The organism is Breoghania corrubedonensis, assembly GCF_003053845.1.
Taxonomy (GTDB): domain Bacteria; phylum Pseudomonadota; class Alphaproteobacteria; order Rhizobiales; family Stappiaceae; genus Breoghania; species Breoghania corrubedonensis.
Genome location: NZ_QAYG01000001.1, coordinates 298,413 through 321,088, shown reverse-complemented (window position 1 = coordinate 321,088; position 22,676 = coordinate 298,413). Strand labels below are relative to the sequence as shown.

The window sequence follows — 22,676 nt, the reverse complement described above, 5'->3', positions numbered from 1 at the left end:
GGCGATGGCTCTGCTGGGCTCGATCGGCTACAGTGAACCGAGCCCGGTTTTGCGTTGCGAACGATTGGTCTTGCGTCTGCCGACCATGGCGGACCATGCCGCCTGGGCCCTGCTGCGCGAGCGTTCCTACGCGTTCCTGAAGCCCTGGGAACCGACCTGGCCGGCGGATGATCTCACTCGCGCGGCCTTTCGCCGCCGCCTGCGCCGTTATCAACGCGAGGTGCGCAACGAGACCGGGTATCCCTTCTTTGTCTATCGGCAGGACACCAGCGAGATCGTCGGGGGGCTGACGCTTTCAAATGTGCGGCGTGGTGTCACCCAATCCTGCGCGCTGGGCTACTGGATCGGCGAACCTCACGCGCGCCATGGCTACATGAGCGAAGCGGTGGAGTGCGTCCTGGCCTTCGTTTTCCGCAAGCTCGGCCTGCATCGTGTGGAAGCGGCATGCCTGCCCCACAATGAAGCCTCAATCGCCCTGTTACGTCGCACCGGCTTTACCCATGAAGGCCATGCGCGCGCCTACCTGCGTATTGATGCGCAATGGCGCGATCATCTTCTCTTTGCGCGGCTGGCTGAGGATCCCGAGCCGCCGGTCCGACCTCATGGCCAGGCGGCGGCCTTTGGGGACGTCCTGAAACATCGCTTGTGATGGCCCAGACAAGTCGGTACTTCTTGCCGCCATGTTCGCTTCCCGACTGGAGTTTTCGGTGCATCGTCTGTGTCTCGTATTGATAGCGCTTCTCCTGGTCGGCGTGGCTGGCGTGGCAACGCCGGCGCGCGCGGTGGAAGCGATATCGGTGCCGGCCAATGCCGATGCGATCGATCTGACGCGCTCTGTTGAGCGATACGTCAATCACGGCCCCAATCTGCAGGTTTCCACCGCCCCGGGCGCGGACGGCATCGTTCGGCGCATTGAGGTAACCTCGCGCGACGGCTCGAACACGGACTGGATCGTCTTCGCGCTGTCCAATCCCTCCGACGAGCAGATCGACCGGCTGCTGGTTTCCCCATACTACCGGCTTGTCGGCTCCGGCATCATCTGGCCCGACCTCGGGCGCTCGCGTGTCGCCTCGCTCTCTCCCAGCCAGGGCATTGTTCCCGAGCGTATCGCCAGCCCGGAAGCCGACGTCTTTCGCATCACGCTCGATCCCGGAGCCGTCGTCACCTTCGTTGCCGAGTTGCGCACGCCGAACGTACCGCAGCTCTATTTGTGGCAACCGGAGGCCTACAAGGACAGCGTCAACGCCTACACCCTCTACAAGGGGATCGTGCTTGGCATTTCCGGCCTGCTGGCATTGTTCCTCACCATCATCGTGGTGATCAAGGGAACGATCATGTTCCCGGCGACTGCCGCCCTCGCGTGGACGGTCCTGGGCTATCTCTGCGTCGATTTCGGTTTCTGGAACAGGGTTTTCGGCCTGGGTGCCGGCGGTGAGCAGCTCTACCGTGCCGGCGGAGAAGTCCTGCTGGCGGCGAGCCTGATCGTGTTCCTCTACGGCTATCTCAATCTCAACCGATGGCACATCCACTACAGCCATGTCGCGATTGCGGCGCTGGTGCTGTTGCTGGGCCTGTTCGGCATCGCCATTGCCGATCCCGCCATCGCGGCCGGTATCGCGCGGCTGTCGCTGGGCGTCATCGGGCTGCTTGGTTTCGGTGTCGTGCTGGTACTGGCCTTTCAGGGCTACGACCGGGCGATCATGCTTATTCCCACCTGGGTGCTGCTGCTGGCCTGGCTCTGCGGGTCTGCGCTTGCCGTCACCGGCGGTCTTTCCAATGATCTCGTCCAGCCGGCACTCGATGGCGGCATGGTGCTGATCGTGCTGTTGATCGGCTTCACCGTGATGCAGCATGCCTTTGCCGGCGGCGCCCTCGTGCAGGGATCCATCGGCGATGTGGAGCGCCGGGCGCTCGCGCTGACCGGCTCCGGCGACATGGTCTGGGATTGGGACGTCGATCGCGACCGCATTCACACCGCGGGCGAACTGGAGATGCTGCTGGCATTGAAGCCCGGAACGTTGGAAGGTCCTGCGCGCGACTGGCTCGACGTCATCCATCCGCAGGATCGCGACCGCTTCCGCGCCACACTCGACGCGATCATCGATCAGCGTCGCGGGCGGATCTCGCAGGTCTTCCGCTTGCGCTCCGAGGACGGCCATTTCCGCTGGTTCCTTCTGCGCGCGCGCCCGCTTCTGGGCGCCGATGGCGAGGTCGTGCGCTGCGTCGGCACGCTGCACGACGCCACCGAGCAGAAAACCTTCGAGGAACGGCTGCTGCACGATTCCGTCATCGACAACCTCACCGGCCTTCCCAACCGCCAGATCTTCCTGGACCGTTTCGATGCCGCCATGTCCCGTTATCGGGCAGAAGGCGCCGGTCGGCCCACCGCGATCGTGCTCGATCTGGATGGTTTCAAGCAGGTCAACGACAATCAGGGCATCTCGGTCGGGGACTCGATCCTGCTGACCATGGCGCGGCGGCTCGCCCGTCAGATCAAGCCGCAGGATTCGCTTTGCCGGCTGGCGGGCGACCAGTTCGGCATCGTGCTCTTGTCTGAGCAGCAGGCAGACCGCATCGCCGGCCTTGGCGAGGCGTTGCGCCGTACGGTGCGCGCGCCGCTCACATTCGGCGAGCACGAGATCTACCTGACCGGATCCATCGGCCTTGCCATCGGTGACGAGGCCAACACCACCGCTGCCGAAGTTGTGCGCGATGCCGAGATCGCCATGTACCAGGCGAAGATGCTCGGCGGCGATCGCATCGAGGCCTACCGCCCGACACTGAAGACTGTGACCGGCGACCGGGTGGTTCTGGAAAACGATCTGAAGTCGGCGATCAGCAACGGCGAGCTACGCATTCTCTACCAGCCGATCATTCGCCTGAGCGACCGCGCCATTGCCGGTTTCGAGGCGCTGGTACGCTGGCAGCATCCCAAGCAGGGCTGGCTCGGGCCGCATGAGTTCATTCCGCTGGCGGAGGAATCCGGCCTCATCAACGAGCTCGGCATTTACGTGCTGGAGCGTGCCGCCCGTCAGCTTGCCTACTGGCAGCAACAACACCACGACAACTACCGCCTGTTCACCTCGGTCAACGTCTCCTCCCGCCAGCTTCTGCGCCACGATCTCATCAATGACGTGAAGGCGGTGATGTCGCGCTCGGCGCTGACGCCCGGCACGCTGAAGCTGGAGATCACCGAGTCGCTGGTGATGGAAAACCCTGAATATTCCGCCAAGGTGCTGGAGCGCCTTCGTTCTTTCGGCGCCGGCCTGTCGCTTGACGATTTCGGCACGGGGTATTCCAGCCTGAGCTACCTGCAGCGCTTTCCCTTCGACACGATCAAGGTCGACCAGTCCTTCGTGCGCAACGACCAGAAGAACCACAATGGGGCCCGTCCGGTCATCCTGCGCTCGATTGTGACGCTCGCCCACGACCTCGGTATGGACGTGGTCGCGGAAGGGGCGGAGACGGAGTCCGATGCGCTGGAGTTGCTGCAGATGGGCTGCGAATACGCGCAAGGCTTCCTCTATGGCCAGCCCATGCCGGCCGAGGACGCCACCCGGATGCTGAGCAACCAGCTCTCCCGGATGCAGGGCTGACGTACGGGCCGATTTCAGGGCACGATCATCGTCAGCGAACGCGGACCCTGTTCGATGGTGAGTGGCGTGATGCCGAAGGGGTCGCCGTCGATCTGCGCCGCGACGGGGGCGGCCGACGTGACCGTGGCACGAGTCAGCGGCCGGATGACGACGTCCCTGCATCTTTCCATTCGCCCTCTCAGGAGGGCGACGCCGGCGCGAACCAGCGATGGAATCCGGTCGTTCGTCAAGGCAACGAGATAAAGTCCGGGTTCGCTCACATTCGCCTTGCCGCAGATGACGAAAGGGCCACCGTAATGGGCGGCCTTGGTGATCACGGCAAGTCGGCAGGTGATCTGCTCTCCATCAGCCTCCACCACCAGATCGCTGTGGCGAGGGCGTGTCGCCTGCTTGAAAGCGGTGATCACATAGGCCAGTTTTCCCAGCCGGCGCTTCAACGTGAGCGGCACGGTATGAACCACCAGAGCATCGAACCCGGCCGACACCATAAGCAGAAAGGGCCGGCCATCGGCCAGCCCATAATGGAGATTTTTCGTTCGCCGCCTAAGGATCATGTCGGCGATCCTGTCCGGCCTGGACGGCAGCCCAAGCTCCTGGGCGAGCACGTTTGCCGTGCCGCATGGCACGACGGCGAGAGCGGGTGGCGCGAGGATCGACTGGAACCCCGTCAGCGCCTCGTTGATGGACCCGTCACCGCCGGCGATCACGAGCACGTCCACCGCAAGCTGCGGATCGGAACAGATCTCGCCGATCTCGCCGGCATGGGTCGTCAGTCGCAGCTCAACCGTGCGGCCCGCATCGCGCAAGCGCGCGGCTATGCGCCGAAGAGCCTTCGCATCGAAGCCGCCCGAGGTCGGGTTGGCAAGAATGAGCGTGTGCCCTGCCGTGTGGGCTTCTTCGTCGTGCCGGTGCTCCGTCCGGTCGGCCCCGGCGGTCGGCATCGAAACGGGGGACGGACCGTTCCTCATGCAGAGGTGTCTCCCGGCGGGCGCGGTCGGCCCCGGCGCGCCTTGTAGGGTGCCATGCCGGTGCGTGCCAGTTCGTCCGCGCGTTCGTTTTCCGGGTGGCCTGCGTGGCCCTTCAGCCAGTGCCATTCCACATCGTGCCGCCGCCGCGCCTCGTCCAGCGCCTGCCACAGTTCGGCGTTCTTCACCGGTTTCTTGGAAGCCGTCTTCCAGCCGTTCTTCTTCCACCCGAACAGCCACTTGCTGATGCCGTCGCGCACATAGACGGAATCGGTGAAGAGATCGACCGCGCAGGACCGCTTCAGCGCGTTGAGCGCCTCGATCGCGGCCATCAGTTCCATGCGGTTGTTGGTGGTGTCTGCCTCGCCGCCATTCAGTTCGCGCTCATGATCGCCAAACCGCAACACCGCACCCCAGCCGCCGGGGCCCGGATTGCCGGAACAAGCGCCGTCGGTATAGATCTGTACCCGATCGCTCATGCCACGACGTCTCCCAGAGCGAGGCCATAGTCGCGCGCGCTCGTCACGTGGCGGTGGAAACGCAGCTTTTTCAGGTATTCCATCGGATCCTTCGGGGTGACGAGCGCCCCTTCGGGCACGCTCAGCCAGTCATAGAGGCGGGTGAGAAGAAAGCGCAGGGCGGAGCCGCGCGCCAGGAGGGGCAGGGCTTCGAATTCGGCCGCCGTGAACGGGCGAACGCTGGAATATCCCTTGAGCAGCGCACGCGCCTTCGTGACGTTGAACGAGTCGTCGGCCTCGAAGCACCAGGCGTTCAGGCAGATCGCCACGTCGTAGGCGAAGGCGTCGGTGCAGGCGAAATAGAAATCAATGATGCCGGACAGTTCCTCGCCAAGGAAGAACACGTTGTCGGTGAACAGGTCCGCGTGGATTTCGCCGACCGGCAGATCGCGCGGCCAACGTTCCTCCAGCACCGTGAGTTCGCGTTCGATCTCCGCCGCCAGCCCGTGGCAGACCTCGTCGGCGCGATCCTGCGAAAGGTCGAACAATGGTCGCCAGCCGTCGACTGTCAGCGCGTTCTTGCGGTGCATGGTGAAATCGGCACCTGCCAGATGCATTTCCGCCATCGCGTTGCCGAGCCCCTGGCAATGCACCGCCTTGGCGCGGCGCACCGACATGCCGTTCAAAAACGTACAGATCGCCGCGGGCTTTCCCGCAAGCGTTCCCAGCGTCTCGCTGTCGAGATTGGCGAGCGGTGTCGGGCAGGAGATGCCGGCTGCCGCCAGATGTTCCATCAACCCGATGAAATACGGCAGCTCCGCCGGGTTCACCCGCTTCTCATAGAGCGTCAGGATGAAGTAGCCAGCTTCCGTATGCAGCAGGAAGTTGGAATTCTCCACCCCCTCGGCAATGCCCTTGAAGGCGAGAACGGAACCGATGTCGTATTGGGCGACGAAGGCGTGAAGCTCCTCGTCGGTAACGTCCGTATAGACGGCCATGGATTTTTATCACTCGGCGGCGGTGGCGCGGAGTTCGCGGGGAAGGTTGAAGGCGATCGTCTCCTCCGCCGTGCGCACCACCTCCACGGTGACGTCGAAGCGGTTGGCGAAGGCCTCGATGATTTCCTCCACCAGCACCTCCGGCGCGGAGGCGCCTGCGGTTACGGCCAGTGTGGAAATGCCCTCGAAATCCTGCCAGTCGATTTCGCTGGCACGCTGGACGAGGGCCGAATGGGGACAACCTGCGCGCTCCGCGACTTCCCGCAGACGCTGCGAATTCGACGAATTCGGCGCCCCGACCACGATCATCGCATCGGCGCGCGGCGCCACTTCCTTCACCGCTTCCTGGCGGTTAGTCGTGGCGTAGCAGATGTCGTCCTTGTGCGGGGCGAGGATGGAGGGGAAGCGTTCCTTGAGGATCGCGACAATGGCGCTTGTGTCGTCGATCGACAGCGTCGTCTGGGTGATCCAGGCGAGATTGTCGGGATCCTTCGGCTGGAAGGCGCGCGCGTCCTCTTCCGTCTCGATCAGGCTCACGGTGCCTTCGGGCAACTGGCCCATCGTGCCGATCACCTCCGGATGGCCGGCGTGACCGATCAGCACGATGTCATGGCCGCGCTTGTGATGAAGCTGGGCTTCCTTGTGGACCTTGGAAACGAGCGGGCATGTCGCATCGAGAAAGAACATGTTGCGCGCGCTCGCGTCCGCCGGCACCGATTTCGGCACGCCGTGGGCGGAGAAGATCACCGGTCGGTCGCCTTCAGGGATCTCGTCGAGTTCCTCCACGAAGACCGCGCCCTTGGCGCGCAGGCTTTCCACCACGAACTTGTTGTGCACGATTTCGTGACGCACGTAGACGGGCGGGCCGTATTTCTCCAGCGCCAGTTCCACGATCTGGATAGCCCTGTCGACGCCGGCGCAAAAGCCGCGCGGAGCGCACAACAGCACCGTCAGCTTCGGCTTGGCAGCGGCTTGATCGACCATCGAAGGTTCCTCGCGGGTTTCTTGAAAGGCAATAGAGGAACGTCCCCCCACTCTGTCAAGGCTTGGCGATCCCTGTGCGTGTCCGGACGTGGGCCGGACACGGAAAAGCCCGTGCAAGTCGATCCTTTGTGCATGCGTTGCCCGGCTGTCGCCAAAGTCTTGTTCCCCTGATATAGAGGCAGGCTTGAACGGGCGCGGTTTCCAATTCCGGGCCCGGCTTACGTCATGGTTCTTTCGACGAGTGGTACGATGCGGTTGAGGATCTCCGGACGATTTCTGGCGGCGCTGACGGGCGCGCTTTGTGTGGCGGCGCTGGCCGGGTGCGGCAGCATCTCGAAGCTCACCGGTGGATCCGATAGCTCCGCCAGCCCCAGTGGCGGCGACAGCTTCACCAAGACCTTCGTGTCCGGTGGCGGCACCACCGGGCCGGATGTCGATCCCTCCGTCTTCGCCGCCCAGAGCTACTGCCCGCCCATCGAGGTTCGGGCCGACACCTACATCCTGGCGGTCTACGAGCGCGGCAAGCAGGACCAGCCGGAAGGGCTCAAGTACCAGGGCACGATCCGCAAGTACGCGCGCGAGTGCGATCGCGTCGGCAATGGCGAGATGGCCATCAAGGTCGGGGTGTCCGGCCGCGTCGTCGCCGGTCCTGCGCCGACAAAGGGCCCCGTCGTGCTGCCCGTGCGCATCGCCGTGACCGGTGCGGACAACAAGGTTCTCGCCTCCCAGCTCATCCCGGTCGAGGTTGGGCTCGCCGAATCCGACGGATCCGCCGGCTGGTCGCGCGTGATCGACGATATTCGCGTGCCGATCGAAGGTGCGACGAAGGTCTATGTCGGCTTCGACACCAAGGAAGCGAAGCGCTGAAACGGGCACGTAAACCGCACGCGAATGCAGTGAATCGGAAGAGGACTCGCGCGGCTGACGATTGACTCTGATGTCGCGCCTCTCGATTATAAGTTGCACCGGCAGTTGGTCGCGAGTCGGTTGTGGATTGGAAATGGCCAAGCGGGAGAGGTCGGGCGATTCGCCCGGCGCCGAAGGAGCAACCGCCCCGGAAACTCTCAGGCAAAAGGACCGCAAGGCAAGCGACACTCTGGAAAGCGGCCGCGCAAAAAGGCGTGACGGCTCACCGAAGGAGTAACCAGGCGTGCCCAGGGGGGCTTGCCAGGGAAATCTCTCAGGTACTCGGACAGAGGGGGCGCGGATGGATGTTTTCCATATCGCTCCCGTGACTCTGGACCGAAGGTAAGCCCATGGCCGATCCCGCCGCGAGCGGACAGCTACTCGATACCCCGTTGCATGATCTTCATGTGGAACTTGGTGCCCGCATGGTGCCCTTCGCCGGCTACGATATGCCGGTACAATATGAAGGCATCCTCGCCGAGCACACCTGGACGCGCGAAAGCGCGGGGCTTTTCGACGTTTCCCACATGGGCCAGGCCTTCCTGATCGGCCCCGACCATGAAACCACCGCGAAGGCGCTCGAGACAATCGTGCCGTCCGCGATCGCCACGCTGAAGCCGGGCCGCATCCGCTACACGGTGCTGCTGAACGGCGAGGGCGGCATCGTCGACGATCTGATGGTCACCCGGCCCGCCGAGCCCGAGCTTGACGGCAGGCTGTTCCTTGTCGTCAACGCCGCGCGCAAGGATGTCGATTTCCCGATGATCGCAGCCGCCTTGCCCGAAGGCGTGCGTCTGGAAATCCTGGACGAGCGGGCGCTGATCGCGCTGCAGGGCCCGAAGGCGGCCGAGGTGCTGGCCAGCCACGTGCCCGGCGCCGACGAGATGGGCTTCATGACCTCCATGGACGGCGCCTTCGACGGCATCGACGTGAAGCTCTCGCGGTCCGGCTACACGGGCGAGGACGGCTACGAGGTCTCCGTTGCCGCCGGTGCCGCCGAGGCGCTCGCCCGCGCGCTGCTCTCCCACGACGAGGTCAAGCCGATCGGCCTTGGCGCGCGCGACAGCCTGCGGCTTGAGGCGGGCTTGTGCCTCTACGGTCACGACATCGACGAGACGACCTCGCCGGTCGAGAGCGACATCACCTTCGTGCTGCAGAAGAGCCGCCGCGAGGCTGCCGACTTCCCCGGTGCCGCCCGCATTCTTGCCGAATTCAATGAAGGCGCTGTCCGCAAGCGCGTCGGCTTCCGCCTCGAAGGCCGCGCACCGGCACGCGAGGGCGCGGAAGTTCTGTCCGCAGATGGCGCAAGGATCGGCGTCCTGACCTCCGGCGGCTTCGCTCCCACCGTGGGCGCCCCCATCGCCATGGGCTACGTCGAAACCGGCCATGCCGAAGACGGTACGCCGGTGAAGATCATCGTGCGCGGCCGCGAACTGCCGGCCCGCGTTTCCTCCATGCCTTTCGTTGAACACCGCTACTACCGCAAACCTGCCTGATAACGGCACCTCCCCAGGGACGAACGAAATGACTACCTACTACTCCAAGGATCATGAATGGGTCGCCGTCGAGGGCGACGTCGCCACGATCGGCATCACCGATTTCGCGCAGAGCCAGCTTGGCGATGTTGTCTTCGTCGAGCTGCCGGACGTCGGCAAGACGCTGGCGCAGGGCGACGAGGCGGCGGTTGTTGAATCGGTCAAGGCCGCGTCCGAGGTCTATGCCCCGATCTCCGGCGATGTGACCGAAGCCAACGACGCGCTCGTCGACGCGCCGGCGAAGGTCAACGAGGACCCGGAAGGGGCTGCCTGGTTCGTCAAGATGACGGTCTCCGACAAGGCCGAGCTTGAGGATCTGATGGACGAGGCCGCCTACAAGGCTTTCGTGGAAAGCCTGTAAAGACGAGCAGCGGAAGCGCGCGCTTGCCGCAACCTTGAGTGTCACCCCGGCCGCAGCGAAGCGGAGAGCCGGGGCCCAGTAAACGGTGTGGTCCGTTGGGAGACGCCAATCGCGCCAACCAACCCCGACCGGCGGTTACTGGGTCCCGGGTCAAGCCCGGGATGACATCGAAAAGGATGAAAGCGCAGCGCTCTGTCCGCAATTTTGTCGAAAGTGCGCGGCCCACGTGGTGCCCAAAACCAAACCGGATCTTGAAACCATGCGCTATCTTCCCCTGAGCGATCAGGATCGTGCCGACATGCTGGCCCGTATCGGGATCGGCTCGATCGACGATCTGTTCGCCGACATTCCCGAGGCTGCCCGCCTCACCGCTCCCATGGACCTGCCGCGCCGCAAGAGCGAGCTGGAGGTGGAACGCCATCTTTCGCGCCTCGCCGCGCAGAACGTGCCGGCCTCTTCCGTGCCCTTCTTCATCGGCGGCGGCGCCTACAAGCACCATGTGCCGGCGACGGTGGACCACCTGATCCAGCGCTCCGAATTCCTGACCTCCTACACACCGTATCAGCCGGAAATCACGCAAGGCACGCTGCAGGCGCTGTTTGAGTTCCAGACGCAGATCGCCAACCTGACCGCCATGGATGTGGCCAACGCCTCCATGTACGACGGCTCGACGGCGGCGGCGGAAGCGGTGCTGATGGCGCACCGGGTGACGAAGCGCAACAAGGCGGTGATCTCCGGCGGTCTGCATCCGCACTACCGCGCGGTGATCCGCACCATGTCGGAACTCGCCGACGACACGTTCGATATCCTGCCGGCAGACCCGACCGGCGCCGAGGACATTCTCTCCCGCATCGACAACGAGACCTCCTGCGTCGTCGTGCAGTCGCCCTCCTTCTTCGGCCAGTTGATCGACCTGAAGCCGATCGCGGAAAAGGCGCACGAATGCGGCGTGCTGCTGATCGCCGTCTTCACCGAAGTCGTTTCGCTGGGCCTCATCGAGCCGGCCGGCACGCAAGGAGCGGATATCGTGGTGGGCGAGGGCCAGTCGCTCGGCAATCCGCTGACCTTCGGCGGCCCCTATGTCGGCCTCTTCGCGACACGGCAGAAATACATCCGCCAGATGCCCGGCCGGCTCTGCGGCGAGACGGTGGACGCCGACGGCAAGCGCGGTTTCGTTCTCACGCTTTCCACCCGCGAGCAGCACATCCGCCGCGAAAAGGCGACGTCGAACATCTGCACCAACGCAGGCCTCTGCCAGCTCGCCTTCACCATCCACATGACGCTGCTGGGCCAGACCGGTTTCGAGCAACTGGCGATGGCCAACCACGCGGCGGCCGTGAAGCTTGCCGGGATGCTGGAAGGCATCGACGGCGTGGAGCTTCTCAACGAGACGTTCTTCAACGAGTTCACGCTTCGACTGAAGGGCAAGGATGCAGAGGCCATCGTCGACACGCTCGCCGACAAGGGCATCATGGCCGGCGTTCCGGTCAAGCGCATTGACCCGGTGTCGAAGGACGTTGAGGACCTGCTGGTCGTCGCGGCCACAGAAATCAACACCGACGAGGACCGCGCCGCATACGCTGCCGCGCTGAAGGAGGTGCTGGCATGAGCATGAACAATCAGGGTCGCCCCTCCACGCCAAACGAGGCGGGAATGGTTGCCGAGCACAAGACGTTCACCGGCAACAAGGCGTTGCAGATCGAGGAGCCGCTGATCTTCGAGACCGGCCGCAACGATGTCACCGGCGTCGATATCGACGTGCCGCTCGATTTCAAACCGCGGCTGGGCAGCCACCGTCGCGAGGCGCCGATTGATCTGCCCGGGCTCTCCGAGCCGGAGGCGATGCGGCACTACGTGCGGCTTTCCCAGAAGAACTATGCCATCGACATGGGGCTCTATCCGCTGGGCTCGTGCACGATGAAGCACAACCCGCGGCTCAACGAGAAGATGGCGCGGCTGCCGGGCTTTGCCGACGTGCATCCGCTGCAGCCGCTTTCCACGGTCAAGGGCGCGGTGGAGCTGATCGCGCAGCTGGGCCGCTGGCTGCTGGTCACCACTGGCATGGCCTCCGTCGCCATGAGCCCGAAGGCCGGCGCGCATGGCGAGCTGTGCGGCATGATGGCGATCAAGGCCGCGCTGAAGGCCCGTGGCGAAAGCCGCTCCAAGGTGCTGGTGCCCGAGAGCGCCCATGGCACCAACCCGGCGACCGCCGCGCTTCTGGGCTACAAGGTCGTGACGATCCCCGCCCGCGAGGACGGCACGGTCGATCCGGCCTCAGTTCGCGAACTGCTGGACGATCAGGTCGCCGCGATCATGCTGACGAACCCGAACACCTGCGGGCTGTTCGAGCGCGACATCAAGGAGATCGCCGACGCGGTGCACGAGGCCGGCGCCTACTTCTACTGCGACGGCGCCAACTTCAACGCCATCGTCGGCAAGGCCAAGCCCGGCGAGCTCGGCGTCGATGCCATGCACATCAACCTGCACAAGACCTTCTCCACCCCGCACGGCGGTGGCGGTCCGGGTGCCGGTCCGGTGGTGCTGTCGGACAAGCTCGCCCCGTTTGCCCCGGTCCCCTACGTGCGCTTCGAGGGCGAAACGGCCGAGTTCATTGAAACGCGTGCCGAGGCCAAGGAGCATGGCGACACGCCGTTCGGCCGCATGACCGCCTTCCACGGCCAGATGGGCATGTTCATCCGCGCGCTCTCCTTCATGCTGAGCCACGGCTGCGACGGCCTGAAGCAGGCGTCGGAAGATGCGGTGCTGAACGCCAACTACATCCGCGTCGGCCTCGCCGACCTGATGAGCCTGCCCTTCGGCAACCGGCCGAACATGCACGAGGTGCTGTTCGACGACTCATTCCTGAAGGACACCGGCGTCACCACGCTCGATTTCGCCAAGGCGATGATCGACGAGGGCTACCACCCGATGACCATGTACTTCCCGCTGGTCGTCCATGGCGCGCTGCTGATCGAGCCGACGGAATCGGAGAGCCTCGCGAGCCTCGATCTCTTCATCGCCACGCTGCGCGATCTGGTGATGTCGGCAAAGAAGGGCGAGACGGAGCGCTTCACCGGTGCGCCCTATCACAGCCCGCGTCGTCGTCTGGATGAAACGGCCGCCGCGCGAAAGCCGATCCTGAAATGGGTGCGGCCCGAGCCGGCGTCGGTGGAGGCAGCCGAATAGCATCGTCGCGGCGCGTGGGCGGGAAGTAGGGCTTCCCTCCGCGCGCCGCGATCGGCTACACACGCTGCGACCGGCGCTCGCCTCGGCGCCGTTTGGGGGAGTGGATCACATGCACACCAGACACGTCGAAAAGCATGGAGCCCACCGCGTCGGCTGGTTGAGAGCCGCGGTGCTCGGTGCCAATGATGGCCTTGTCTCGACCGCGAGCCTCGTCGTCGGCGTCGCTGCCGCCTCATCGCAGATAAGCGACGTTCTGGTTGCAGGTGCTGCCGGTCTTGTTGCCGGCGCGATGTCCATGGCGGCGGGTGAATATGTCTCCGTCAGCTCCCAGTCCGACACCGAAAAGGCCGATCTTGCCCAGGAACGGCAGGAACTGATCGATCAGCCGGATTTCGAACTGAAGGAACTTGCCGACATCTATGTCGGGCGTGGCGTCTCGCCCGAGACCGCCGCCGAGGTGGCGCGCCAGCTGATGGCGGCCGATGCGCTCGGCGCGCACGCACGTGATGAGCTGGGCATTTCCGACTTGACCACCGCGCGCCCGCTACAGGCCGCATTCACCTCCGCGGTGACCTTTTCCATCGGCGCCGCGCTGCCGTTGATCGTGGTTCTGCTCTCGCCCCAGTCATTCGTCATTCCTGCCGTCATGGCTTCGACGCTGGTCTTTCTGGGCTGCCTCGGCGCCTTGGGGGCCGTGGCGGGCGGTGCGGCCATTGCGAGGCCGACGATCCGGGTGACGTTCTGGGGGGCGGTGGCAATGGCGCTGACGGCAGGTGTGGGCGCGCTCTTCGGCGCAACGATGTGACCGGTCCGGTCATCGTTGGATGATCCGGATGTATTCTATCCTCACCCCGAGACGAAGGGGATCTGGCCTTTTCGAGGCTGCCTTTGCCGGTTTCGGCCGGCGTCAGAGGTGCTTTGGAAACATAAACGCCCCCTCGCCGAGCGGGGCGAAGGGGCGTTCATGTTCGCGGGGATGCGAACGGCCAGCATGCCTGTTACTCATTACCGCGGCATGCTGGATCTGATTTCCTCGCGCAGCGTGTCGATCGGCTCCAGCAGACTGCCGCGCGTGAAGTGCCAGTAGGTCCAGCCATTGCAGGCTTCCGCACCCTGGACGAGCGCACCGACCTTGTGGATCGACCCGGTGAAGTCGCCCGATGCCAGCGAGCCGTCGGCCCGCACGATTGCGCGATGCTTGCCGCGCGAGCAGGTCAGCTCCGCCCCCGGCTTCAACAGCCCGGCTTCCAGCAGCGAACCAAAGGGAATGCGCTTCTGCGCGCGCTTGCCCTTGACCGTTTCCAGAACCATCCCCTCGGCCGGTTCGATCGCGGCGATACGCTTGGTCGCCGCCTCGATGTAGGAGCGCTCGCGCTCCACGCCGACGAAATGGCGGCCGAGCTTCTTGGCGACCGCCCCCGTCGTGCCCGTTCCGAAGAAGGGATCGAGCACCACGTCGCCGGGATTGGTGGAGGACAGCAGCACGCGATAGAGCAGCGCTTCCGGCTTCTGGGTCGGGTGGACCTTGTCGCCGTTATCGTCCTTCAGCCGTTCCCCGCCGGTGCATAGCGGCAGGTGCCAGTCCGAGCGCATCTGGAGGTCGTCGTTGAACGCCTTCAGCGCCTCGTAGTTGAACGTGTAGCCCTTGGTATCCTTGGACGGCGTCGCCCAGATCATCGTCTCGTGGGCGTTGGTGAACCGTTTGCCGCGAAAGTTCGGCATCGGATTCGACTTCAGCCACACCACGTCGTTCAGGAGCCAGAACCCGAGATCCTGCATCTTGGCGCCGACGCGGAAAATGTTGTGATAGGAGCCGATCACCCACAGCGTGCCCGTGGGCTTCAGGACGCGCTTGATCGCCAGAAGCCAGGCGCGGGTGAACGCGTCATAGGCCTCGAAGCTGGCAAACTGGTCCCAGGCATCGTCGCAGGCATCCACCCGCGACTGATCAGGCCGATGCAGGTCGCCGCCAAGCTGCAGATTGTAGGGAGGATCCGCGAAGACGACGTCGACCGAATGCTTCGGCAACCTCTCCAGGGCGGCGACGCAGTCGCCGACGAGGATGGTGTCGAGCCAGTCCGGCTTAAGGTCGGAACCCGTGCCGGGGAGAGAGGGGTAGCGGGACGCCGTTGCCGACGCCCCTGTACGCAGTACACTCATTGCGACGCAAAACCTTACGCAATTACGAGTGTCATGGTTACCGGATTAGGTAAATCGAGTGTTAAGGGCGAAAGGAAAAATTTAAGTTGAATCAATCATTTGCTAACGGAAGTTAAGCTTCCTGACTAAAGTGTTAAGCCCCTGTAACACATCCGGGCGCATTGGTGCCTTCGCGCCTCATTCCTCTACCGAGAGCGCCAGCAGACGACTGACCTGCATCATTGGGCGGCCCGATTCACGGACCCAGCCGTTAAACGCGGCCTGCACCGAGGTCAGTGCGTGGCGCGAAAAGACGGCGCGTTCGATAACCTTTTCACGCACCAGCGCGGCAATGACCGAGGACGTCAGTACGAAGCCGTCGCGCCCGATGAAGCGCAACGCGTATTGCGCCGTCGTGCCGCCCAGCCGGCTGCCGCGATGCTTGAGAAGGTCGATCAGGCCGACATGATCGGCGACCGGCCAACGCGCGAGAAAGTCCGCGGCGGACCCATGTTCCTCCGCTAGGTCGCAAAGCATGACCGCGTTGTCCCGCACGGAAATGATCTTGGCCGCATTGCGCACGATGCGGTTGTCGCTCAAAAGCGCGTCGAGATCGTCGTCCGACATCATCGCGCACCGGTGAGGATCGAACTTCCAGAACGCTTCCTCGAAGGCCGGCCACTTCGCATCAATGACCTTCCAGGAAAAGCCGGCCTGGAATACACACTTCGTGAACATGGAAAGCCAGCGGTCGTCCGGTAGTGCGACGAGCTCGTCCGCGCTCACGGGGGTCAGATCCGCAAGCTTCGCTTCCACGGCGCCCTTGTCGCCATGGCGTTTCGTTGCCATTTCGAAGATCTCGTCGAAGCTGTGCATGACACTCCTCAATTGAGATTGCGCGGTCCCGGTCGGGAACGAGTGCTCGGACGAGCATGGCGAGGGAAACTCTGACGAGCGCTTGACCTGGCGTCTGGCGCAAACGACCTTGCCTAGCAAACAACATAGCCGGAGTTTTAATAGTGGTTGATCCTTGGACCCAGCCCCCTCAGGCCGTTTCGTCGCAAACCGAGCGGCCTCCGGCAATGCCTTTCGAAGCGTTCCGCGACGCCCGCGCCGCCGTCGAACGCCTGCAGCAGATATTTGACAGAAACACGGCTTTTCTGCGAGAGCGCTTCGCCGGACTTGCCGGCGGCCGCGTGCCGCAGATGCCCGTGCGCGCCTGCTATCCCGAAGTTCGCATCACAACCTTGAGCCACGCTCGCCTCGATCAGCGCCTGTCCTATGGTTTCGTTCCCGGACCTGGCCGCCACGGCATTACAGTGACGCGGCCCGATCTGTTCGCCTCCTATCTGGAGGAGCAGATCGACCTGCTGATTCGCAACCATGATGTTCCCGTGGAGGTGGGGGAATCGGACACGCCCATTCCGCTTCATTTCGCCTTCATCGACGGGACCAACGTCGACGGGGTTCATGCGCTCGACCTCGACCGGCCGCTCGCCGACATCTTCGACGTTCCCGACCTTGCCATCATGGACGATGCCATCGCGAACGGAACCCACGAGGTGCCGATCGGTGGTGTGCATCCGCTCGCGCCCTTCACCGCGCCACGCATCGACTATTCGTTGCAACGCCTGCAGCACTACACCGCCACTGGTGTCGAATATTTCCAGAACTACGTGCTCTTCACCAATTACCAGTTCTATATCGATGAATTTTGCAACACGGCACGGGCGCTGCTGAACGATGGTGCGAACGATTACGAGAGTTTCGTGGAGCCGGGCAATCTGATGACGCTGCGCGGAGAGAGTGAACCGTCGTCGGGTACCGCGCTCGCCCGTCTGCCCCAAATGCCCGCCTATCATCTCACCGCAGCGAACGGTCGCGGCATCACCATGGTCAATATCGGTGTGGGGCCGTCCAACGCCAAGACCATCACCGACCACATTGCCGTGCTCAGGCCCCATGCCTGGCTGATGCTGGGCCATTGCGCCGGCTTGCGGAACACGCAGAAACTCGGCGACTACGTGCTGGCGCACGGATATGTGCGCGAAGACCACGTTCTCGACGACGATCTGCCGACCTGGGTGCCCATCCCGCCGCTGGCGGAGGTGCAGGTCGCGGTCGAAGAGGCCGTCGCCGAGGTGACAGGTCTTGAAGGATACGAGCTCAAGCGGGTGATGCGCACGGGAACGGTTGCCTCCATCGACAACCGGAACTGGGAGCTCAGGGATTACCGCGAACCGGTGCGCCGCTTCTCGCAGTCGCGCGCCATTGCGCTGGACATGGAATCGGCCACAATCGCGGCCAACGGTTTTCGCTTCCGGGTGCCCTACGGCACGCTGCTGTGCGTCTCCGACAAGCCGTTGCACGGCGAGTTGAAGCTGCCCGGCATGGCAACCGAATTCTACAAGCGTCAGGTCGCCCAGCATCTCGAGATCGGGATTCGCGCTATGGAGAAGTTGCGCGCCATGCCGAAGGAGCGCCTGCATTCGCGCAAGTTGCGCAGCTTTGCGGAAACGGCGTTTCAATAGCGCGCCTGCGCGTTGACTGAAGCGGCTTGGAAACCTCCCCGGGCTTTTCGCACGGCGAATATATCTATGTATTGATACGTGTACGTGGATTCATTTACGCAAAGTATGCGCTTAGCTAGTAATCTCGGTGAGGTATGCGGCTGGCCCGGCTTGGCTGCTCCGTTGAGGAATCATGCGAGGCGGGCACGATGAAACCATCGGACCTATCGTGGAAGGAAACGCTCGCCGCGGCTGTTTCCTTCTATCTCATCATTGCGATACCGATCCTGCTCGTATTGATCGTCCTGCACTGGGCCGATTCCTATACGGAGCGAGGTCAATGGGCGGCCCGGCAGATGTCATCGCTTCGCATCGCGAGCGATGCGCTTCTCACGCCGGTGCGCGAGGCCGCGAACGACCTGTCGCTGCTGGCGGAGCAGGCTGCCTATGATCCTGGCGGATGGCAGCCGAACGGCGAACTGGCCTTCGACTTTGCGCGGTTTGCCCGTCACCGGGGGATCTACGATCAGATTCGCCTGCTCGGTCCCGACGGCATGGAACGTTTGCGGGTCAACCATCGCGACGCGGAGACGCGGATCGTGCCCGCCGATGAACTGCAAGACAAGGCGCATCGGCCCTATTTCACGAAAGGCATCCAACTGTCTGCGGGTGACGTTTACCTTTCCCGTTTCGATCTCAATATCGAGAACGGCAGGATAGAGACCCCACACCGCCCCACCATGCGTCTTGCGCAGGTGGTGTTCGGGCCGAGCGGAAAGAAACTCGGCCTGCTTGTTCTCAATCTCGACGGCGAAAAAATCCTTCAACTTCTTGCGCATCGCGACCGCAATTCGGATCTCGGCTACTGGCTCGTCAACCCGCAAGGCTACTGGCTCTATAACGAGGATCCTTCACTGAGCTGGGGGTTCCAGCTTTCCCGCAACACCACGATTTCGAATGTCGATGGGCTTGGTAAGCTATTGGACAGGCCCATTGGCGGAATACTTGAGGTGCCGGCCGGTCAGTTCGCGTTCAACCGGATTTTTCTCAACAGTCACGGTGCATCGCCGGGGCTGGTCGATGACATAGAACGCAATATCGTCAGTGAGGAGCCGTATTGGATCCTGCTGACGGTCGTGCGCCAAGAGCAGCTCTATGCGAATTCAAGAGCGCGGTTGGAGATCATGAGCGTGGTCATCGCCGTTTTTCTTGTCGCCCTCGTTCCCGTCGCGTTCTTGTGGGGGGGATGGCGGGGCCGCACGGAACGCGACAAGCTGCGGGCGAGCATCTATGCCCGGGTGATCGAACAGAGTGACGAACTGGTTTTCGTGACCACGCCGGACACGGCCATCCAGTTCGCCAATCCCGCAGTTGAACGCAAGACCGGCTATTCGCGCGCGGAGATTATCGGCAGAACTCCGCGTCTGTTTCAATCGGACGAACAGAGTGAGGGCTTCTACGCCTCCGTCTGGCAACGCGCCCGTACCCGACAGCACGTCCGGGCTCTCTGGATCAACCGGCGCAAGGACGGCACTCTGTTCTATGAGAGCAAGAACGTCTCTGCACTGACCGACAAGGCGGGGCGGCTTACGCATCTTGTCTCCGTCGGCCGCGATGTCTCGGACGAACATGAACGGCAGGAGCGCGAGATGCGTCTCGTCGATCAGCTCTCCGCCCAATTGTCGCATCACTTCAACAACTTGCTCGGTCCGATCATAAACTACGCCGAGTTGGCCGCCGATACCGCCGAGGAGAACGCACAGTCGGGGATACGCGCGGATATCGAAAAGGTGCTGAGCGGCGCCAACCGGTTGCGCGACGTGCTGGGAAAAATCTCGGCCATGTCGCTTGGCTCCCAGCTTTCGCAAGGCGTTCTGGCCGTGGGGCCGGTCGTGCGTGGCCTCCTGAATATCGAACGAACGACCTTGCCCGGGGATATCGCGTTGTCGATTGACCTGGAGACCGGCATGGACGAGGTGGGGGTCGAGTTTGACGATCTGGCGCTGATACTGAGCGAACTGATCAGCAACGCCCGCGATGCGATCAGCGGCGGGGGCGAAATTCTGCTGAGCGCAAAACGGCTTGTGCTGGACGGAGACGCCTATTGCTCGACCTGCGGCGAGCTTCTCAACGGAACCTTCGTCGACATTTCAGTGAGCGACACCGGACGCGGCATGACGGCTTCGGAGCTGAAGCACGCCTTCGATCCGTTCTATTCCACCAAGCAGTCATCGAAGCTGGTCGGCGAGACCCTGGGCATCGGTCTCTCCCGCGTGAGAAACCGTGCCCATGCCAATGGCGGCCATGTCATCATCGAAACGGAGGAGGGGCGGGGCACCACGGTGCATGTCTATTGCCCCGTCCTCGAGATCGGCAACGGGAAAGGTCCGTCGAAAGAGACCTGGCCTTGATATCGGGCATCTGTCTCGGGTCGCCGCAGGCGTGTCCTTAGCGGAATTGTGGTCCGTGGCTCCAGCAGGTCAGCGAATAGCGGCGTCCCCTTGTGACCGGAGTGACCCGGTGCAGCATGAAAGATGCAAATAGCATCGCTTCGCCCGCTTCGCGTGCCGCGCTCAGCATGGTCCCGCCCAGATTGATTTCCAACGCGCCACCCTCGTAGCCTTCGCCCTCGCTCAGTTGCACAACGATGGTGAGCTTGCGGTGGCGGGCGAGGGGGCCCTCGCCGATATCCGAATGCCAGTCGTAGTGGCCGGTATCGCTCTCGTCGTAGGTTGCGACCTGCAATCTTTCCTTGAACTCGGCGATATCGAAACCGAAGCAGTCGCGGTTAGCCCGTGCGACCCCCTCGACGATCCGCGTCATGACCCAGGCGGCATCCGCGCCGTCATCAAGCCAGGCTATCGTGGCGCGGCGGATGTTGTGGTGATGAAGTCCCCCGACAAGTCCGCCGGAGGCGGCCTGCGCGCGCTGGGAAAGCCGGATGACTTCCTGTGCTTCGCTGGAAGAAAAAAGCCCTGAAATCGAATGCGTGAACATGGCCGAAGTCTCCGCAACGGCTGAAGGTGCACGCGTGTCGTTCATTACCGTGCAAAAAGCAACAGGATTCGGTCGAAACGTCTCGCGGATGCGCGGTTTTCCGGGCGGTCGGTTGACGCCGGCTAACTGCCCAGCCCCGCCGCGACAGCCTTTTTCATTACGGTGGGAAGGGCCTCACCGCCAAGCTCGTGTCGTGGCGACCACCAGTGCCCCTCGGGCGCCAGCATCGTCGATGGCGCATGGGCGTGCCAGACGGTCATTTCCAGATGGAAATGCGTGAACGTGTGCCGCACGGGCGTCTGACAGCGTTTCCAGTCGAGATCGAGTGGGGCCTCCTTCGTGTCGTCGATCGCCGCATCCGGGGCCCAGGTACTCGTGGGCGGCTCGCTCATGCCACCCAGAAGGCCCTTGGGCGGGCGCCGGCGCAACAGCACCGCGCCGTCACTGCGCACCGCCACGAAGGCCATGCCACGCCGGGTGGGCTTGGCGGCTTTCGGCGCCTTGCGCGGAAAGGTCTCCGACGTTCCCGCCGCCTGTGCCCTGCATGGCGCCTGCCAGGGACACAGCGAACAGGCGGGCCGTTTCGGCGAACACAGCGTGGCGCCCAGGTCCATCATCGCCTGCGCGAAGTCTCCCGGCCGCGTTTCTGGCGTGATGGCGGCGGTCAGCGCGCGGATATCGGGTTTTGCCTGCGGAAGGGGCGTTTCGAGCGCGTGGATCCGGCTGATGACGCGTTCGACATTTCCATCGACCACGGTCGCCGGCCTGTCGAAGGCGATCGCCGCGATCGCGGCGGCCGTGTAGGGTCCGATGCCGGGAAGCGCCACCAGGCCCTCTTCCGTATCGGGGAATTTGCCCGCGTGGTCGCGGGCCACGGTATCGGCGCAGGCCTTGAGGTTGCGGGCGCGGGAATAGTAGCCAAGGCCCGCCCAGGCCTTCATCACGTCGGCCTCGTCGGCCGCCGCCAGAGCGTTGACATCCGGCCACTTTTGCGTGAACGCCTCGAAGTATGCCTTGACGGCGGCGACCGTCGTCTGCTGGAGCATGATTTCGGAAAGCCAGACCCGGTAGGGATCGGGTACCACGCCGCGCTGTCGAGCCTCGGGCGGCACACGCCAGGGCAGGGCGCGGGCGTGCCGGTCGTACCAGTCGAGCAGGGTTTGCGCTTCGGGCGCGGGGAATCGTTGATCCATGTGCGGAACAGGAACGCAGCCCCGGGCCAAACACAAGCCCCAAGCGGTTACCGCTTCGCTGTGGCGGTCGGGGGAACGGTGGTTCGCGGGGAAAGCATATCGTCATGGGGCGGACAAACAGGCGCCCGGAGGATAAGGTGCGCCGATAGAAAGCCCGACGAAGCCGGACGAGGCGTCTGAGGGATGAAGGAAACGGGCGTGATGCCCGGTGATGAGAGAGCATGAGCGAGAAGTCGCAGGGATCCCAATCGTCTTTCGCGCGCAGACGCGGCGCCAAACCGCTCGCCGATCTGATCGGCGGGGTGATGGCGCCTGCCTGCCGCAAGCGGGGTTTTGCCACCGCCGACCTTCTTGCCCAGTGGCCGGATATCGTTGGGGAGCGCTACGGCGAGACCACCCAGCCCGAAGCGCTCCACTGGCCGCGCCGGCAGGATGGCGGGAGCGGCATTCCCGAACCCGCCACGCTGGTCGTGCGCTGCGACGGGCCGAGCGCTCTTTTCTTGCAGCACGAGCTGCCGCAGGTGATGCAGCGCATCAACACATTTTTCGGCTGGGCCGCGGTTGGCCGGATCAAGATTGTCCAGAAGCCGCTGAAGCATCTGCCGCAACGCGCGACGCCGACCCTGCGGGCGCTGGACGAGGCGGAGGAAGCGGAATTGAAAGGCAGGCTCGATGCTGTGGATGAAGCCCCCTTGCGGGCCGCTCTCGACAGGCTCGGGCGGGCGATCATCGCCAGGCGCCGCAAATGAGCCGCGTTTTTGACGTTCATCGCCGATTCAAGTTTGCCCCGGCAGTTTGTTGCCGAGTGAAGAAAGAACGACCGCAGCAGGGATATCGTCTCGATATCC

General features: G+C 63.8%; 19 protein-coding genes and 1 riboswitch. Of the genes, 11 read left to right on the top strand and 8 right to left on the bottom strand.

Going from position 1 to position 22,676, the window contains the following annotated elements; translation table 11 throughout:
- The first annotated feature begins 4 nt into the window (after positions 1–4).
- Both C8N35_RS01440 and C8N35_RS01435 read left to right on the top strand, forming a co-directional pair.
- Positions 5–649 (top strand): GNAT family N-acetyltransferase, encoded by a 645-nt coding sequence (locus C8N35_RS01440; RefSeq protein WP_210203355.1) that lies wholly within the window; start codon positions 5–7, stop codon positions 647–649.
- Between the two features lie 31 nt (positions 650–680).
- The gene (locus C8N35_RS01435) at positions 681–3,596 is read left to right on the top strand and encodes an EAL domain-containing protein (protein ID WP_107987847.1); all 2,916 of its coding nucleotides are present in this window, start codon (positions 681–683) and stop codon (positions 3,594–3,596) included.
- Positions 3,597–3,610: 14 nt separating this feature from the next.
- On the opposite strand, the gene C8N35_RS01430 is transcribed toward C8N35_RS01435, so the two are convergent.
- From C8N35_RS01430 to ispH, 4 genes are read right to left on the bottom strand one after another with little or no spacing between them, the layout of a single operon-like run.
- On the bottom strand, positions 3,611–4,564 hold the full coding sequence (locus C8N35_RS01430; RefSeq protein ID WP_210203354.1) for a diacylglycerol/lipid kinase family protein: 954 nt from the start codon (positions 4,562–4,564) through the stop codon (positions 3,611–3,613).
- Positions 4,561–5,040 (bottom strand): ribonuclease HI, encoded by a 480-nt coding sequence (gene rnhA / locus C8N35_RS01425; RefSeq protein ID WP_107987845.1) that lies wholly within the window; start codon positions 5,038–5,040, stop codon positions 4,561–4,563. Before rnhA ends, C8N35_RS01430 begins: the two co-directional genes overlap by 4 nt.
- Complete coding sequence (locus C8N35_RS01420; protein WP_107987844.1) at positions 5,037–6,017, bottom strand: homoserine kinase; 981 nt, start codon at positions 6,015–6,017, stop codon at positions 5,037–5,039. The genes rnhA and C8N35_RS01420 overlap by 4 nt, the downstream gene beginning before the upstream one ends.
- 9 nt (positions 6,018–6,026) lie before the next feature.
- Entirely contained in the window at positions 6,027–7,001 is a 975-nt protein-coding gene (ispH, locus tag C8N35_RS01415; protein ID WP_107987843.1) for a 4-hydroxy-3-methylbut-2-enyl diphosphate reductase, read from the bottom strand.
- Between the two features lie 249 nt (positions 7,002–7,250).
- Here ispH and C8N35_RS01410 point away from each other — a divergent pair, with 249 nt between their 5' ends.
- The 6 genes from C8N35_RS01410 to C8N35_RS01385 all read left to right on the top strand — a co-directional run bounded on the left by C8N35_RS01410 (position 7,251) and on the right by C8N35_RS01385 (position 13,794).
- Positions 7,251–7,868 carry a hypothetical protein gene (locus C8N35_RS01410; protein ID WP_107987842.1) on the top strand — a complete coding sequence of 206 codons (618 nt, stop codon included), beginning with the start codon at positions 7,251–7,253 and terminating at the stop codon, positions 7,866–7,868.
- 132 nt (positions 7,869–8,000) lie between these two features.
- A riboswitch (glycine riboswitch) is annotated at positions 8,001–8,091 on the top strand.
- A gap of 166 nt (positions 8,092–8,257) precedes the next feature.
- A complete protein-coding gene (gcvT, locus tag C8N35_RS01405) occupies positions 8,258–9,403 on the top strand; it encodes a glycine cleavage system aminomethyltransferase GcvT (protein ID WP_107987841.1) in 1,146 nt (381 codons plus the stop codon).
- 28 nt (positions 9,404–9,431) lie between these two features.
- On the top strand, positions 9,432–9,803 hold the full coding sequence (gene gcvH, locus C8N35_RS01400) for a glycine cleavage system protein GcvH (protein ID WP_107987840.1): 372 nt from the start codon (positions 9,432–9,434) through the stop codon (positions 9,801–9,803).
- A 259-nt stretch (positions 9,804–10,062) separates the two neighbouring features.
- On the top strand, positions 10,063–11,412 hold the full coding sequence (gcvPA, locus tag C8N35_RS01395; RefSeq protein WP_107989003.1) for an aminomethyl-transferring glycine dehydrogenase subunit GcvPA: 1,350 nt from the start codon (positions 10,063–10,065) through the stop codon (positions 11,410–11,412).
- Complete coding sequence (gene gcvPB, locus C8N35_RS01390; RefSeq protein ID WP_107987839.1) at positions 11,409–12,989, top strand: aminomethyl-transferring glycine dehydrogenase subunit GcvPB; 1,581 nt, start codon at positions 11,409–11,411, stop codon at positions 12,987–12,989. Before gcvPA ends, gcvPB begins: the two co-directional genes overlap by 4 nt.
- Before the next feature lie 109 nt (positions 12,990–13,098).
- Positions 13,099–13,794: a VIT1/CCC1 transporter family protein gene (locus tag C8N35_RS01385; RefSeq protein WP_107987838.1), complete on the top strand. Its 696-nt coding sequence runs from the start codon at positions 13,099–13,101 to the stop codon at positions 13,792–13,794.
- Between the two features lie 200 nt (positions 13,795–13,994).
- Here C8N35_RS01385 and C8N35_RS01380 read toward each other — a convergent pair whose 3' ends face one another.
- Together C8N35_RS01380 and C8N35_RS01375 are read right to left on the bottom strand one after the other, a co-directional pair.
- On the bottom strand, positions 13,995–15,149 hold the full coding sequence (locus tag C8N35_RS01380; protein ID WP_107987837.1) for a site-specific DNA-methyltransferase: 1,155 nt from the start codon (positions 15,147–15,149) through the stop codon (positions 13,995–13,997).
- Positions 15,150–15,326: 177 nt separating this feature from the next.
- Complete coding sequence (locus C8N35_RS01375; RefSeq protein WP_107987836.1) at positions 15,327–16,004, bottom strand: DNA-3-methyladenine glycosylase I; 678 nt, start codon at positions 16,002–16,004, stop codon at positions 15,327–15,329.
- A gap of 206 nt (positions 16,005–16,210) precedes the next feature.
- Between C8N35_RS01375 and C8N35_RS01370 the strand changes: the two genes are divergently transcribed.
- Together C8N35_RS01370 and C8N35_RS01365 are read left to right on the top strand one after the other, a co-directional pair.
- Positions 16,211–17,659 carry an AMP nucleosidase gene (locus tag C8N35_RS01370; protein ID WP_107987835.1) on the top strand — a complete coding sequence of 483 codons (1,449 nt, stop codon included), beginning with the start codon at positions 16,211–16,213 and terminating at the stop codon, positions 17,657–17,659.
- A gap of 188 nt (positions 17,660–17,847) precedes the next feature.
- The gene (locus C8N35_RS01365; RefSeq protein ID WP_170121984.1) at positions 17,848–20,049 is read left to right on the top strand and encodes a sensor histidine kinase; all 2,202 of its coding nucleotides are present in this window, start codon (positions 17,848–17,850) and stop codon (positions 20,047–20,049) included.
- Positions 20,050–20,086: 37 nt separating this feature from the next.
- Here the strand turns inward: C8N35_RS01365 and C8N35_RS01360 are convergent, their stop codons facing one another.
- Positions 20,087–20,635 carry a 2OG-Fe(II) oxygenase gene (locus C8N35_RS01360; RefSeq protein ID WP_107987833.1) on the bottom strand — a complete coding sequence of 183 codons (549 nt, stop codon included), beginning with the start codon at positions 20,633–20,635 and terminating at the stop codon, positions 20,087–20,089.
- Between the two features lie 122 nt (positions 20,636–20,757).
- Positions 20,758–21,828: an A/G-specific adenine glycosylase gene (mutY, locus tag C8N35_RS01355; RefSeq protein WP_107987832.1), complete on the bottom strand. Its 1,071-nt coding sequence runs from the start codon at positions 21,826–21,828 to the stop codon at positions 20,758–20,760.
- 221 nt (positions 21,829–22,049) lie between these two features.
- Here mutY and C8N35_RS01350 point away from each other — a divergent pair, with 221 nt between their 5' ends.
- On the top strand, positions 22,050–22,577 hold the full coding sequence (locus C8N35_RS01350) for a DUF721 domain-containing protein (protein ID WP_107987831.1): 528 nt from the start codon (positions 22,050–22,052) through the stop codon (positions 22,575–22,577).
- The last annotated feature ends 99 nt before the right edge of the window (positions 22,578–22,676 follow it).

Coding starts and splice junctions, on each gene's coding strand:
- C8N35_RS01440 (WP_210203355.1), top strand. CDS start 5: ATGGCTCTGCTGGGCTCGATCGGCTACAGTGAACCGAGCCCGGTTTTG.
- C8N35_RS01435 (WP_107987847.1), top strand. CDS start 681: ATGTTCGCTTCCCGACTGGAGTTTTCGGTGCATCGTCTGTGTCTCGTA.
- C8N35_RS01430 (WP_210203354.1), bottom strand. CDS start 4,564: ATGAGGAACGGTCCGTCCCCCGTTTCGATGCCGACCGCCGGGGCCGAC.
- rnhA (WP_107987845.1), bottom strand. CDS start 5,040: ATGAGCGATCGGGTACAGATCTATACCGACGGCGCTTGTTCCGGCAAT.
- C8N35_RS01420 (WP_107987844.1), bottom strand. CDS start 6,017: ATGGCCGTCTATACGGACGTTACCGACGAGGAGCTTCACGCCTTCGTC.
- ispH (WP_107987843.1), bottom strand. CDS start 7,001: ATGGTCGATCAAGCCGCTGCCAAGCCGAAGCTGACGGTGCTGTTGTGC.
- C8N35_RS01410 (WP_107987842.1), top strand. CDS start 7,251: ATGCGGTTGAGGATCTCCGGACGATTTCTGGCGGCGCTGACGGGCGCG.
- gcvT (WP_107987841.1), top strand. CDS start 8,258: ATGGCCGATCCCGCCGCGAGCGGACAGCTACTCGATACCCCGTTGCAT.
- gcvH (WP_107987840.1), top strand. CDS start 9,432: ATGACTACCTACTACTCCAAGGATCATGAATGGGTCGCCGTCGAGGGC.
- gcvPA (WP_107989003.1), top strand. CDS start 10,063: ATGCGCTATCTTCCCCTGAGCGATCAGGATCGTGCCGACATGCTGGCC.
- gcvPB (WP_107987839.1), top strand. CDS start 11,409: ATGAGCATGAACAATCAGGGTCGCCCCTCCACGCCAAACGAGGCGGGA.
- C8N35_RS01385 (WP_107987838.1), top strand. CDS start 13,099: ATGCACACCAGACACGTCGAAAAGCATGGAGCCCACCGCGTCGGCTGG.
- C8N35_RS01380 (WP_107987837.1), bottom strand. CDS start 15,149: ATGAGTGTACTGCGTACAGGGGCGTCGGCAACGGCGTCCCGCTACCCC.
- C8N35_RS01375 (WP_107987836.1), bottom strand. CDS start 16,004: ATGCACAGCTTCGACGAGATCTTCGAAATGGCAACGAAACGCCATGGC.
- C8N35_RS01370 (WP_107987835.1), top strand. CDS start 16,211: ATGCCTTTCGAAGCGTTCCGCGACGCCCGCGCCGCCGTCGAACGCCTG.
- C8N35_RS01365 (WP_170121984.1), top strand. CDS start 17,848: ATGAAACCATCGGACCTATCGTGGAAGGAAACGCTCGCCGCGGCTGTT.
- C8N35_RS01360 (WP_107987833.1), bottom strand. CDS start 20,635: ATGTTCACGCATTCGATTTCAGGGCTTTTTTCTTCCAGCGAAGCACAG.
- mutY (WP_107987832.1), bottom strand. CDS start 21,828: ATGGATCAACGATTCCCCGCGCCCGAAGCGCAAACCCTGCTCGACTGG.
- C8N35_RS01350 (WP_107987831.1), top strand. CDS start 22,050: ATGAGCGAGAAGTCGCAGGGATCCCAATCGTCTTTCGCGCGCAGACGC.